Consider the following 13,977-nt stretch of genomic DNA (forward strand, 5'->3'; position numbering starts at 1 on the left):
GGTAGTGAGGCTCTAGGCTTGGTTTTTTCCGAAGGTATTAATCAACTTATTCCGAACTGTTAGATCAATCGTTGATACACACAAGTTAAGCCTATACCAGCAACTGTATTAAGATTAATGATGAAATGTCCAGTTTTATGAAGCAGGTGTTGGAAAGTGCAAACATGACAAATGAGGGGAAGTGGCCGATACATCAGCTTCAGAAAGTGACCACCTGTTTAGATTCCAGGACGAAGTTTGATTGATTATTTGTGGAATGAAACAACAAATACGGTTAAGTTGTCATCTGAGCTAACCGTTAGTTTAGCTCCGTTCATGTGAAGCAATGAACGAGCGATAGTCAATCCTAAACCAACGCCTTGACCATGATTTTTTCGTGAAGGGTCTGCTCTAAAAAAGCGATCAAAAAGTCTCTGAAGATGGTCATCAGAGATTTTCGGGCCTGGATTTGAAACGGTAATTTTTGTATGTTCATCGTTGGTAGATACTGCTACCTTAACAATCGCGTTTTCGAAGGAATATCGAATTGCGTTTGATAATAGATTACTCATAGCTTGTCGAAACATGGACCTATCGCAATCAATTGTGGCATCGGCCCCTCGGATGCGAATTTGAATTTGTCTTTCTTCTGCCAGTAGTTCAAAATACTCAACTAATTCTTGAAGCTCTGCTCGGCAATTTAGTCGCTCTAACTGTGGCTTGACGAGTCCATGTTCCGTTTTGGCTAGAAGTAACATGTCACTGACCATCTTGGTCATACGTTCGTATTCTTCCAAATTAGAATATAAAATATCAACATATTCACTTTCAGTGCGCGGTTGATTCAGAATAACCTGCGTTTGAGTTGTCAGGTTTGTGACCGGTGTTCTCAATTCATGCGCAATGTCCGCAGAAAAATATGAAAGTTGCTCAAAGCCAGCTTCGAGTCGTTCAATCATAGCATTAAACGACCCCACTAATCCTGCGAGCTCGACCGGTACCTCTAAAGGATTTAGTCGGATATCGAGCTTGGCAGCAGTAATAGAACCTATTTTTCTACTCAGTTTTCGTAGCGGCGAGTGGCCTCGATACACAGCAAAACGTGCCACTATTATCGTGATCAAACCAGACACGAAAATAATGCCCCATAACGTCTTTTCAAAGTCTTCCATGTAATTCATGTGAAATTCCATGTTGGAGGCTACCACAACACGGTATGTAGACTTATTCTGACCAGTGCTGACGGTCACGAGAGCTTCAGTTGCTCGCAACATATGGGATCCATCAAAAAAAAGTGTCAACATATCAGGCGTTATGAGATCGTTGTCAAACAATTGACCGGGGTATTTGTGCAAGTTAACGCCTTTACTCGAAAATACGGATTCTCCATCTTCATTTTGCACAAGGTAATAGACTCCATGATGACCAGACACTGCTTCAACGAGGATACTCGAAGGTGCCACCTTTTCAGTGTATGCTTCGCTAAGCTTTCGTTTTACAGCATGGAATACCTCATTTAATTCATCAGCATCCTGTTCAGCAAAATGCGTTGCAATTGATTGTTGAACGATTAAGCTGATTATTGTAAGGCACAAAAATACGGTAATGCCAACAAGTATAGTGACTCTAAACGCAAGAGAGTTTGGCCGTTTTAGTTTATTCGTTACTATCATCTACACTCATTTTATAGCCCATCCCCCTGACAGTTTGAATTAGCTTTACAGGAAAGTCATCATCAATTTTTGCGCGCAATCTTCGGATAGCGACATCAATGACATTCGTGTCACTGTCAAAATTCATGTCCCATACCTGAGAGGCGATCAAAGAACGGGGCAATACTTCACCTTGACGTCTGACCATTAGTTCAAGCAATGTAAACTCTTTAGTCGTCAGATTGATTACTTTGCCACCGCGCTTCGCAACGCGAGAAGGGATATCAAGCTCCAAATCTGCAATGTGTAACGTGTTGTTAGGGACAGACGTCCCTCTCCTGATCAAGGTGCGCACTCTTGCGAGGAGTTCCGCGAAAGCAAACGGTTTAACCAAATAATCGTCTGCGCCTAACTCAAGTCCTTTGACTCTGTCATTAACGTGATCGCGAGCGGTTAAAAAAAGAACGGGTGTAAATTTACCAGACTCTCTCAATGAAGACAGGATTTTCCAACCTTCTATGTCGGGCAGCATTACATCGAGTACGATTAATTCATAATCACCAATCATCGATTTGTGGTGACCATCCAGGCCAGTCCTTACTAATTCTACAACAAAGCCGGATTCAATTAGCCCTTGTTTGATGTAATCGCCCGTTTTTACTTCGTCTTCGACTACAAGTATTTTCATGGTATGTGATTAACCTGCTGCATAGCTTTAATTCAATGGAGTAAGCCTGTTGAATACACCGCAATCGTAAAATGCTGTTAGTATACTAATAATAAAACGTATGCCAGCAACCAACAGAGTATTCAATATACTAATGAGCGCGCCACATCGTAGCTCGAAGTCGCAAATATTCAACTAAAAATACATTTTCGCTATCAATATCGCTCATGATTACAAAATTGTAATGTCAAGGTAATCTGTCTGTCAGGGCCATTTGATATTCTCATTGCCGTAGCTAATCCGTGAAAACGCGTTTCATTAAAGGAGTCAGGTTTAAGTGAAACTTTCATTCGTCAAATACCTCTTTGTTATCGCTTTGTTGAGCGTGCAAGTAAGCGGGTCTTTCGCGAGTGTAGCTACGCCATGTGCAAGCGATATGGTGCATGAAATAGATAACAGAATCGGTCATCACATGGACCACTCATCACACGACGCATCAGAGAGTTGTTGCAATCAAAATTGCTGTTGTCCCATGGCAGTCTTTCAGCTCGGCATGTTGGCTGGGGAGAGTTTCGAAACACCAAAACTGTTGAACACCCCAGCCCTAAGCAAACAAACAAGGCTGCATAAAGTCTTTATCGCTATACATTTACGCCCCCCAAAATACTCTCTCGTGTAATTAGATTAGTCGATGTAAAGACTAACAGTTACTGCACGTGACGTTTCCATCGTAAAGCGTGCAAAATCCAATATATGTGAGAGTTGTTTATGAACAAAAATATACCGTTTGGGGCTTTGTTTTCTTTAGTCCTCTTTTTAACGGCGTGCAGTGATGTACTGCAGGCAAAGAATGATGCAAAGTCTGCAACACAGGCACCGAAATTCACATTACATGTCTACAAGAGTAGAACATGTAAATGTTGTCAAAAATGGGTGCGACATGTTGAAGAACATGGCTTTGAGACAGATGTGACAAATGTCACGCTAATGTCCGGAGTCAAAGATAAATATGGCGTCGAACCCCAGTATCGCTCCTGCCATACTGCTCTTTCTCAGGACGGGTTTGTATTTGAGGGGCACATACCCGCAAAATACATCCAACAATTTTTAGAAAACCCTCCTGAAGGGGTTTTAGGGTTGAGCGTTCCAGCCATGCCAATTGGATCGCCGGGCATGGAAGTTGACGAACGATTCCAACCTTACCTTGTATTGCAACTCAATGTAGATGGTTCAGTTACGACCTTTGCTGAAGTCAACACCTATGAGGAGCAATTCTAATGAACCGGTTTTGTCTTTTTGTTTCTATTTGGGGAGCGTTCTCGTTCTCGATGGTCTCTCCCGCTATCGCGAATGAAAAATTAACGCTCAAACGTGCAGTAGAAATAGCGGTAGAAAATGATCCATGGCTCGTTAGCAGTGCACATCGTGAACGTGCCACATTGTCCAGTAGTGTCGTCGCCTCGAGCCTACCAGACCCCGTTGTCAACATCGGTTTAGCAAATGTACCCACTGATGGTTTTGCGTTTGATCAAGAGCCCATGACTCAGCTAAAAGTAGGTGTGTCACAGATGTTTCCTCGTGGTGATTCGTTAGCCATAAGGTCTCGTCAATTGCGGGAGCAAGCAGCAGAGCATCCCCTGATGAGAGCCGACCGAGTGGCCAAAGCACGCGTTCAAGTATCAAACTTATGGTTAGAAATATATCGGGCGCAGCAAAGTGTAAAGCTAATTGATGAAGATAAAGCGTTATTTGAACAGCTCAGCGATATCGCAAAGGCAAATTATTCAACTGCCTTTGGACGCGTAAATCAGCAAGATATCGTTCGTGCAAAGTTGGAATTAACAAGGTTGGAAGACCGACTTACTAAACTACGAGCATTAGAAGAAAGAGCCACAGGGAAGCTTCTAGAGTGGCTAGTTAGAGATCAAAATTATCCAAGTCAATCGGGATTTGATGCCTTTTCTCGATTAACGTTGCCGCATGCCCTACCTGAGATCAAAAACATGGGGCAGAATATGAGAACAATACTTGAGCGCAGAGATCAACAATCGCTTGCAATGGTTCTCAATCAACACCCTTTGATCCTCTCGATAGAGCAAAGAATTCGCGCCAGCCAAACCGGTATTGACCTTGCCAAAGAAAAATACAAGCCACAATGGGGGGTTAACGCTAGTTACGCCTACAGAGACGACACGCCCGACGGTACAAGTCGAGCAGATTTTTTATCGATGGGTGTAAGTTTCGATGTACCTCTTTTTACAGAAAACCGCCAAGACCAAGAGGTTTCGGCTGTCGTAAGCCTATCTGAAGCCATTAAAACCGACAAGCGCTTAGTCCTCAGAGAAATGATGTCATACATCCAGTCTTTATATGCGGAAAATGAGCGATTAATGGAGCGACAAGCGCTGTACGAACTCGAATTGTTAGAGCAAATGCAAGAGCAAGCTGAGGCATCGCTCAATGCTTATACCAACGACGAAGGAGACTTTGCTGAGGTAGTGCGTGCTCGTATTGCGGATCTTAATGCCAGAATTGACGCACTGGATATCAGTGTGGATTTGGTCAAAACAAAAATTCAACTCAACTATTACTTTGATACCAACGCAGGTATTCCTTTGTCTCAAATCGGAGAACAACAATGAGCACAATTAAAGCACTCGTCATAGGCGGGGTAGCAGGCGGTATTATGACTGCGTTGGCATTCACGTTTCTGATACCATCTTCATCATCCACCGCGAATAATGAGCAAAACGAAGAGAAGCAACCGTTGTATTGGGTTGCGCCGATGGACCCAAATTACCGCAGAGACGAACCAGGAAAGTCTCCGATGGGCATGGATCTCATTCCTGTCTACGAAGAAAGTTCAAGTGGTGATGCGGGCTCAGGAACAATTACTATAGCGCCAAATGTGGAGAACAACCTTGGTGTTCGAACTGCGAAAGTGCAGCGCCGCGCGCTGCATGTCCCTATTAGAACTGTCGGGTACGTTCAATACAACGAAGAAACATTAATCCATGTGCATCCTCGCGTTGAAGGCTGGATAGAAACACTGCATGTAAAAGCATCAGGAGAATATGTTAAAAAAGGGGAACCACTTTACTCTCTATACTCGCCTGAGTTAGTGAATGCACAAGAAGAATTGCTGCTTGCTATGCGCAGAAACAACAAAGATCTGATCGTAGCTGCTCGTTCTCGCTTAAATGCATTGCAAGTGCCTGAAGACGTCGTGGAGACGTTAATAAAAACAAAAAATGTTCAGCAAACCGTTACCTTTTCCGCACCCCAAACCGGATTCGTAGATAATTTAAACATTCGAGAAGGTTTTTTTATAAAACCTGGCGTTACAGTCATGTCGATTGGTGCATTGGATGAGGTTTGGGTTGATGCAGAGGTATTTGAGCGACAAACCGCCCAAATAGTGGAAGGGTTGCCTGTTACTATGACATTAGATTTCCTCCCCGGAAAGACGTGGCAAGGCGTTGTAGACTACGTCTACCCAACCCTTGAACAGAGTACCCGCACACTGCGTGTGCGTCTTCGCTTTGCTAATCAAGATTATACGTTAAAGCCGAACATGTTCGCTCAAGTGACTATCCACTCTGATATGGATTCGACCAACTTGATCGTGCCAACCGAAGCGGTTATTCGAACAGGCAATCAAAATCGCGTTGTATTGGCATTGGGAGATGGAAAATTTAAATCAGTTGCAATCAAAATTGGGCGAGTGGTTGACGAGTTTACAGAAGTACTTGAAGGACTGATCGATGGTGACAGCATTGTCACCTCCGCTCAATTTATGCTTGATTCAGAGAGCAGTATTAGCTCTGACTTTAAGCGAATGGAACCCCCTGAAGAAAGTCCAACATCGGTCTTCACAGAGGTGATGATCACAGACGTGATGCCTTCTCACAACATGATAACTGCAAAACATGGTCCAATTCCAGAATGGGATTGGCCGTCGATGACCATGGATTTTGTGGTAGCGGAGCATATCAATTTAGCAACGGTCAAAGGTGGTTCATCGGCACATATCGAGATCAGTAAGCAAACTGATGGTCAATATGTTGTGACAACCGTGCACATTATCGATTCAGCACAAAGTACACAGGCGACTATGTCTGAAAGCGTTTGGGCTGAAGTCAAGATTAATTCTGTAATGGATGGGCATCGAATGATAAATGTCGATCATCCCGCGATAAAAGAGTGGGATTGGCCCGCGATGACGATGGATTTTAATGTGGCAGATAACATAACCTTGTCTGATTTGGCCTCTGGAACGCTTGCGCATATTGAAATTTCAAAATCCTCAAGTGGCGAATATCTTGTTTCTACCATTCATGTTGTTGAAGAGGCAAGTAGTGAAACAAGTACCGCTGTCGACGCTGTGTGGACTCAAGCAACGGTCAATGCAGTGATGAGTGCTAACAACCAGTTAAGCCTTGAACATGACCCTATTGAGGCGTGGGATTGGCCTGCAATGACAATGGATTTCAACGTCGCTAATGAGATTGATTTATCTGACATTACCGCTGGTATGCGACTGCACATCGAAATTACCAAAACCCAAGACGGTGCGTACGTTATTACCACATTACATATACAAGCATCTGATAAAGGAACGATGGATCACAGCCAACATGAAGGAGCGCACGAATGATAGAAGCAATCATACGTTGGTCGGTCTCAAACCGCTTCTTTGTTTTACTCGCAACCATCATCATAGTCGGTGGCGGTTTAGTTACAATGAAAAATACGCCAGTAGACGCGATCCCAGATTTATCCGATGTCCAAGTGATAATCAAAACGAGTTATCCTGGTCAAGCGCCACAAGTTGTAGAAGATCAGGTAACGTACCCGCTAACGACCGCCATGCTTTCCGTACCGGGTGCACAAACGGTTCGAGGTTATTCGTTTTTCGGTGACTCCTACGTTTATATCATTTTTGATGATGATACCGACTTATATTGGGCAAGAAGCAGGGTGCTTGAATATTTATCGCAAGTTGCCCCCAATCTACCTGAAAACGCCAGGCCGCAATTAGGTCCAGATGCCACAGGCGTTGGTTGGGTTTATCTGTATGCATTGGTCGACAGAACCGGCCAACACGATATTTCTCAATTACGCAGTTTGCAAGACTGGTTCTTGAAATTTGAGCTCCAAACTGTGCCTGGCGTGTCCGAAGTCTCGGCGCTAGGGGGTATGGTGAAACAGTATCAAGTGAAAGTAGATCCTGAAAAACTCCGCGCTTACGGTATACCGCTTTCTCATATTCAGATGGCAATAAAGCGAGGAAATCAAGAAGTTGGGGCCTCTGTAGTGGAGCTTGCAGAAGCTGAGTACATGGTTCGTGCCACGGGGTATATTTCTGATAAGAAGGATATCGAAACCATTCCTCTTGGCGTCAATGACAATGGCACACCGCTTTTAATAAGGGATATTGCAACTGTAGATATCGGTCCACAAATGCGCCGCGGTATAGCAGAGCTAAACGGCGAAGGGGAAACAGTCGGCGGTATTGTCGTGATGCGTTTTGGTGAGAATGCTCAAAAAACGATAGATGGCGTCAAAGCAAAACTAGAGGACTTAAAAAAAGGACTACCTGATGGCGTGGAGGTGGTCACTGTTTATGATCGTTCCGCATTAATTGAAAGAGCCGTTGATAACCTAGCTTCGAAACTAGTGGAAGAGTTTATCGTAGTCGCTTTGGTATGTGTCGCTTTTCTTTTTCATGTTCGGTCGTCACTCGTCGCAATCATCAGTATTCCAGTCGGGATCATTACCGCGCTAATCGTTATGTATATGCAAGGGATCAATGCCAATATCATGTCGTTGGGCGGCATTGCTATTGCCATTGGCGCCATGAGTGATGGTGCGATCGTTATGATTGAAAATATGCACAAACACATGGAAAAGACGCCTCTTACCAAGGAAAATCGCTGGCAGGTTGTTATCGATTCTGCGGTCGAAGTTGGACCTGCGTTATTTTTCAGTTTGTTGATCATTACGGTTAGTTTTGTACCTGTTTTTACGCTTGAGGCCCAGGAAGGGAGGATGTTTTCCCCTCTTGCTTATACGAAAACATATGCAATGGCTGCATCAGCGGCACTTGCGATTACACTGGTCCCAGTCTTAATGGGGTATTTTGTACGTGGAAAGGTGTTGCCTGAACACAAAAACCCAGTCAACAAGTTTTTAACGTTTTTATACATACCGACGCTCAAGACAGTTTTGCGCTTTCCAAAGTCAACGATGGTCGCAGCATTGATTGTCTTGGCTATCGGGCTTTGGCCAATTGATAAAATTGGTAGTGAATTTATTCCCCCGCTTGACGAAGGCGATTTGATGTATATGCCAACCACCTATGCCGGCATATCAATCGGGAAGGCACGAGAGCTTCTTCAACAGACCAACAAATTAATAAAAACCGTGCCAGAAGTAGAAACGGTATTTGGCAAAGTAGGGCGGGCGGATACGGCGACGGACCCCGCGCCACTGACCATGATTGAGACATTCATTCAATTGAAACCCAAAGAACAATGGCGAGAAGGGATGACCACGCAGGACCTTATTAAAGAGTTTGATGCAGTGGTCAATTTACCGGGCTTAACCAACGCATGGGTGATGCCAATAAAAACCCGAATTGACATGCTTGCCACAGGAATTAAAACTCCTGTTGGGATTAAAATTGGTGGTCCCGATCTAATGGAAATTCAAAAAATCGGCCAACAAATTGAGTCAATATTAACTGACGTCGATGGCACGGCATCAGTGTATTCTGAACGCGTCGCTGGCGGTCGCTACTTGAAAGTCGACATTGATCGCGAAAAAGCCGCCCGATATGGGCTCAATATCGCTGATGTTCAGCAAATTGTCTCCGGTGCAATTGGCGGTGTTAACGTAACACAAAGTGTAGAAGGGCTGGAGCGCTATCCAGTAAATATTCGTTATCCGCAGTCATACCGAAGCTCTCCAGAGTCGCTTTCTTTGTTACCTGTAGTGACACCACAAGGAAAACGTATAGCCCTAGCTGATGTTGCTGACGTCTATATCGAAGACGGACCGCCGGGTATCAAGAGTGAAAACGCGCGGCTCAATGGATGGGTGTATGTTGACATCGATGGTGTAGACATAGGCACGTATGTGGCTAACGCGCAGCAAGTTGTTGCTGAACAACTCGTTTTACCCGCCGGCTATTCAATTAATTGGTCTGGCCAATACGAGTATATGTTAAGGGCAAAGGAGAAGCTCACATACGTTGTGCCTTTGACGCTCGCTATCATCGTTATTCTATTGTACCTCAACTTCCGAAACTTCATTGAAGTAGCCATTATTATGGGAACGTTGCCATTGTCGATGGTTGGTAGCATATGGCTTATGTACATCGAAGGCTTTAATTTCTCCGTGGCCGTGGGCGTAGGTTTCATTGCTCTGGCCGGTGTCGCTGTAGAAATCGGAGTCATTATGCTTGTATATCTTAATCATGAATATCAGGCACTGATGGATAAATGCAAAGAAGAGGGTACCTTACCGAGCGTCAACATGTTGACCGAGGCAGTACTGCACGGTGCAGGATTGCGTGTTCGTCCCGTCATGATGACAACGGCCACTATCATCTTTGGATTGCTGCCGGTGTTATATGGCTCTGGTACGGGGTCCGAAGTCATGAGTCGTATTGCGGCGCCGATGGTGGGGGGAATGGTTAGTGCGATTATTCTGACACTACTCATATTACCTGCCATTTATTTAATGTGGCGCAAACAACAGCTCAAGAACCTGGCTGTCGTTGCGTAATGAAAGTACCTGTTCGCCGTTCACATCGTTGGCTTATGCTGCTTGTCGGCGGGCAGGTGTTGTTTTGGTCGTTAAGCGGCCTTTACATGGTCTGGTTTGATATCCACTACATTCACGGTGACCATTTTATTGAGTCGCCTGCGCCATTGGAAAGCAATGCGACGACGCGCGTTGAATTTAATGACATTATTAATATGTATCCGGGGGCGAGTTCCATTTTACTTAGCTCTGAGCGAGGTCGGCTCATTTATCAGGTTGTTGATAATGACCAAATAAAACGTGTTGACAGTATCACAGGTAATGAGCTAAAGCCCGTCAATCCTGTTCTCGCGGGTGCAATCGCTGCTTCTCAACTACGTAAAGGCTACCCGGTAGAAAGTGTAGAATTGTTGTCGTCAGAAAATCACGTAGTGGGAGGGCGCGGCCGACCACTATGGGAAGTTAAATTTGAGGGCATGCTCGCTCCAGTCGTTTATGTTAGCCGATATACCGGAAACATAGAATATGTGCGACACCTTCCTTGGCATATTTTTGACGTGTTTTGGCGTATTCATATTATGGACTACCAAGACGGTGAAGACGTAGCCAATACCCTCCTTATTACCATCTCATCGTTAAGCTTGTTGGGTGTTTTTTTCGGCATTTATTTATTGCCAGGATCAATAAAAAATCCTAAGAGGAAATGTCTTTAGCATGTTTAGTCGTTTCTTGCATAAATACCTCGCACTGATAGTGGCTGTACAATTACTGATTTGGTTGTCTACTGGATTGTTGTTAGGGCAAATGCACTCAGCCCCGACCATAGAAAAGCGCGTAGAGAACGGTGTGGATTTGTCAGAGAACGATGAAGAACTAATAACGATCAAACAGCTTCTAGCGTTGTCACCAAATGCGATTTCAATAGAGCTTGTTAATCTCTTAGGGAAATCAGTCTATAGAGTCATGACAGAATATTCTAAGCATGAACAAGAGAAAACATATGAACTATACGATGCGGTAACAGGAGAGCAGTTTAACTTAAATGAAGTTGACATTCGCCGGCTTGTAACCAGTAAATTTCAATTCACTTCGCCAATCACGAACGTGTCTCTTGTGCAGCCTCCATTCTCTGAACTACCCAAAGAGAAATCACCGCTTTGGAAAGTAGCGGTGTTTGATGAGTTCAGCACTCATATATATTTACGTGCTTCATCGGGAGATATCGTAGCGGTGCTCAATGAAAATAGTGAATGGACTTCACTGTTAATGATGCTGCATTTCATGGACTATCAAAATGCAGGGTCATTTAATCATTGGTGGATAAAGCTTTTTGCACTGCTTACTTTGGTGATGAGTATCACAGGTGTGACGTGGTTGTTGCAAATCATGATGACTAAACCTGCCGTACCAGGAACACAAAGAACGAAAAAGTGGTTCACTGTCATCGATGACAAAGAGGCTGAACATCGCATCGAAGGCAGAGTAACTGATAATCTGTTGTCAATTTTACAGCGAAATAAAATATCGATTGAATCGCAATGTGGTGGCAGCGGAACGTGTGGTCGTTGTCGTGTAGTGATCAAGCCAACGGACCCAGTCTTGACTGCAGATCGCTACCAATTATCAAAAGATCAGCTAAAAGCAGGCTATCGGCTAGCCTGTCAGCGCGTGGTTGGCCAAACAAGCATAGTGCGTGTAGACACAAATACTTTACTTCAAACGATATCTGCAGAGTTGGTCAATAACGAGTTTTTGACACCTTTTATTAAAGAGTTGAAATTCAAATATCATTCCCCTGAGACATTCGTGTTTCGACCTGGTTGTTATTTCAAGTTTTCGATATCTAAAGGTAAAACTCGAGGATGCCCTCCTGACTTGCCTAGACGTTTCCGCCGATTTTGGCCTTACAGCGAAAGATCAAGTTTTTTTCACCCGAGTGTCACCCGTTACTACTCAGTTGCAAACCGCTGTGAAGGGGCAGGCTACCTTACTTTTAATATCAAAATGCAACCAGCGCCTTCCTCCATGCTGAAACCAGGGATCGGTTCGCATGTATTGGGTAATCTCGGTATTGGCAGTGTGTTAGAGATTGAGGGGCCCTATGGCGGCTTTTCATTGCCACATGATTTTCATAAAAAAGAGTTTGTGTTAATCGGCGGCGGTTCAGGTATAGCACCACTTAAATCAATGATAGATGAGCTTCTGTTCGGATTGCAGGTAACACAATCAGTAGTGCTTTTTTATGGCGCTCGTCACCCAATAGATTTGGCCAATCACAACTGGTTTAAGGATATAGAAACCACACTCACAAACTTTAGCTATTGTCCCGTGGTGTCTAGGGCCTCGAATATATGGTTTGGAGCGACGGGACATGTCCAGTTACCACTTCGCTCGTTTCTAGAAGCGCATCATGCAAAAGATCAATGTCTGTTTTTTTTATGTGGGCCCAGCGCGATGATGAAAGACGTTAAAGACATGTTGATCGACTATTCCATTGACCCAAATGCCATCACTGTTGAAGCATTTGCGTCATCCACAACCCATCAAGTCTAAGGAGACTCTGAATGAAACTACTCTTTTCAATGCTCATGATAGCCTTAAGTTTTTCAACTTTTGCTCACACAACACTCAAGACATCTACGCCTAAGGATAATGCAATGTTGATGTCATCTCCACCTGAACTATCATTGGTTTTTACCAAGCCTGTAAGGTTGGCTAGAGTCACATTGCAATCGAAAAGTGGGGAAACCATTCCGTTTGAGTTTAAGCCAAGTACGGAACTCGCTAGTGCCTTTAGTTACGAATTACCCGGATTACCAGTAGATACATACACTGTCAATTGGATGTTGCTAGGTCAGGACGGTCACAAAATGGAAGGGGCTTTTAGTTTTATGGTGCATGCTTCAATGATGAAACATAACGACAAAAAGCACGACAGCACGCACGGCAACCATTAGAGGACGCTATGGACATTTGGCAGTTGGGGTTGTTGATTTCAAAGTTTGGTGTTTATCTCGGCGTATCAGCGCTGCTTGGTGGTGGTTGGATTTTGTGCATTACCAATACTGATATTGACACCAAATTTACTTTACCCGCAAGCTTACAAACAACGGTAACAAGGCACATGTGTTTGTTTGCGGTCATTGGCATCATTTTTAGTGCTTTTGACTTTTTGTTTCAGGTTGGGCAGCTCGCTCAATCTGGATACGCTGGTATGTTTGACCCCATTATGCGAGAGATGGTCACGCATTCAACGCTCGGAGATGTTGCAAAAAGTCGACTAGTGCTGTTCGCAAGTGCGCTACTATATTTAACCTATTTAGGTCATTCAATTAGAAAAACCGCCCTTATTTCAAGTCTCTCTCTTGGAATTTTCATTGTTATTGCGTTGGCAGGATTTGGGTATACATTTACGTTAACTGGGCATACTCAACAGTTACAACCTAGTTTTAAATTTATCCTGGCTGCTCATGCCGTTATTGCGCTCGCGTGGGTGGGTTCACTCTGGCCTCTTTCAAGGACGTGCGTAGAGCTTTCTACCCCCAATTTGCACCATGTCATGACAAAATTTGGGAAATCGGCGATGTACCCCATTGGGGGACTAATTATTGCTGGTTTACTACTGGCTTGGCAACTTGTGCGTTCTGTTAGCAGTTTGCTCGACACAAACTACGGCTTTGTATTGCTTGTTAAGCTGTTGTTTGTTGGTGCTATCTTTCTAATCGCGTTGTTACACAAACTGCGATTGGTTCCTCAGCTTTTAACCGGCATAACCAGTCCTCGAACGCTTCAAAAATCAATCCAAATCGAACTTTGTATAGGGATATCTATTTTAATGGTGACGGTGGTGTTAAGTACCGCCGTAGGCCCCAATTATTGAAGAAACACAAAATGAAAAAAATCTACTTG

The 13,977-nt window shown here is 44.0% G+C and carries 10 protein-coding genes; 8 read left to right on the plus strand and 2 right to left on the minus strand.

Annotated elements, in window-relative coordinates; genetic code table 11:
• Nucleotides 1-245: 245 nt before the first annotated feature.
• Both MHN00_RS19855 and MHN00_RS19860 read right to left on the minus strand, forming a co-directional pair.
• Nucleotides 246-1,652 carry a heavy metal sensor histidine kinase gene (locus MHN00_RS19855; protein ID WP_239302171.1) on the minus strand — a complete coding sequence of 469 codons (1,407 nt, stop codon included), beginning with the start codon at nt 1,650-1,652 and terminating at the stop codon, nt 246-248.
• The gene (locus MHN00_RS19860) at nt 1,636-2,319 is read right to left on the minus strand and encodes a heavy metal response regulator transcription factor (RefSeq protein ID WP_012516830.1); all 684 of its coding nucleotides are present in this window, start codon (nt 2,317-2,319) and stop codon (nt 1,636-1,638) included. The genes MHN00_RS19855 and MHN00_RS19860 overlap by 17 nt, the downstream gene beginning before the upstream one ends.
• A 747-nt stretch (nt 2,320-3,066) precedes the next feature.
• Between MHN00_RS19860 and MHN00_RS19865 the strand changes: the two genes are divergently transcribed.
• The 8 genes from MHN00_RS19865 to MHN00_RS19900 are packed head-to-tail and all read left to right on the plus strand — an operon-like array spanning nt 3,067 to nt 13,948.
• On the plus strand, nt 3,067-3,576 hold the full coding sequence (locus MHN00_RS19865) for a DUF411 domain-containing protein (RefSeq protein ID WP_012516831.1): 510 nt from the start codon (nt 3,067-3,069) through the stop codon (nt 3,574-3,576).
• Entirely contained in the window at nt 3,576-4,940 is a 1,365-nt protein-coding gene (locus tag MHN00_RS19870) for a TolC family protein (RefSeq protein WP_239302172.1), read from the plus strand. The genes MHN00_RS19865 and MHN00_RS19870 overlap by 1 nt, the downstream gene beginning before the upstream one ends.
• Nucleotides 4,937-6,955, plus strand: coding sequence for an efflux RND transporter periplasmic adaptor subunit (locus MHN00_RS19875; protein WP_202285626.1), 2,019 nt, complete (start codon nt 4,937-4,939; stop codon nt 6,953-6,955). The genes MHN00_RS19870 and MHN00_RS19875 overlap by 4 nt, the downstream gene beginning before the upstream one ends.
• Nucleotides 6,952-10,089 (plus strand): efflux RND transporter permease subunit, encoded by a 3,138-nt coding sequence (locus MHN00_RS19880; protein WP_202285628.1) that lies wholly within the window; start codon nt 6,952-6,954, stop codon nt 10,087-10,089. Before MHN00_RS19875 ends, MHN00_RS19880 begins: the two co-directional genes overlap by 4 nt.
• Nucleotides 10,089-10,781 (plus strand): peptidase, encoded by a 693-nt coding sequence (locus MHN00_RS19885; protein ID WP_202285630.1) that lies wholly within the window; start codon nt 10,089-10,091, stop codon nt 10,779-10,781. The genes MHN00_RS19880 and MHN00_RS19885 overlap by 1 nt, the downstream gene beginning before the upstream one ends.
• 1 nt (nt 10,782) lies before the next feature.
• Nucleotides 10,783-12,621: a 2Fe-2S iron-sulfur cluster-binding protein gene (locus MHN00_RS19890; RefSeq protein WP_239302173.1), complete on the plus strand. Its 1,839-nt coding sequence runs from the start codon at nt 10,783-10,785 to the stop codon at nt 12,619-12,621.
• A gap of 11 nt (nt 12,622-12,632) precedes the next feature.
• The gene (locus tag MHN00_RS19895) at nt 12,633-13,025 is read left to right on the plus strand and encodes a copper resistance CopC family protein (protein ID WP_014996991.1); all 393 of its coding nucleotides are present in this window, start codon (nt 12,633-12,635) and stop codon (nt 13,023-13,025) included.
• 8 nt (nt 13,026-13,033) lie between these two features.
• Nucleotides 13,034-13,948, plus strand: coding sequence for a CopD family protein (locus MHN00_RS19900; protein WP_239302174.1), 915 nt, complete (start codon nt 13,034-13,036; stop codon nt 13,946-13,948).
• Nucleotides 13,949-13,977: the final 29 nt, after the last annotated feature.

This window comes from Alteromonas sp. Cnat2-8, from assembly GCF_022348355.1.
Lineage (GTDB): Bacteria > Pseudomonadota > Gammaproteobacteria > Enterobacterales > Alteromonadaceae > Alteromonas > Alteromonas macleodii.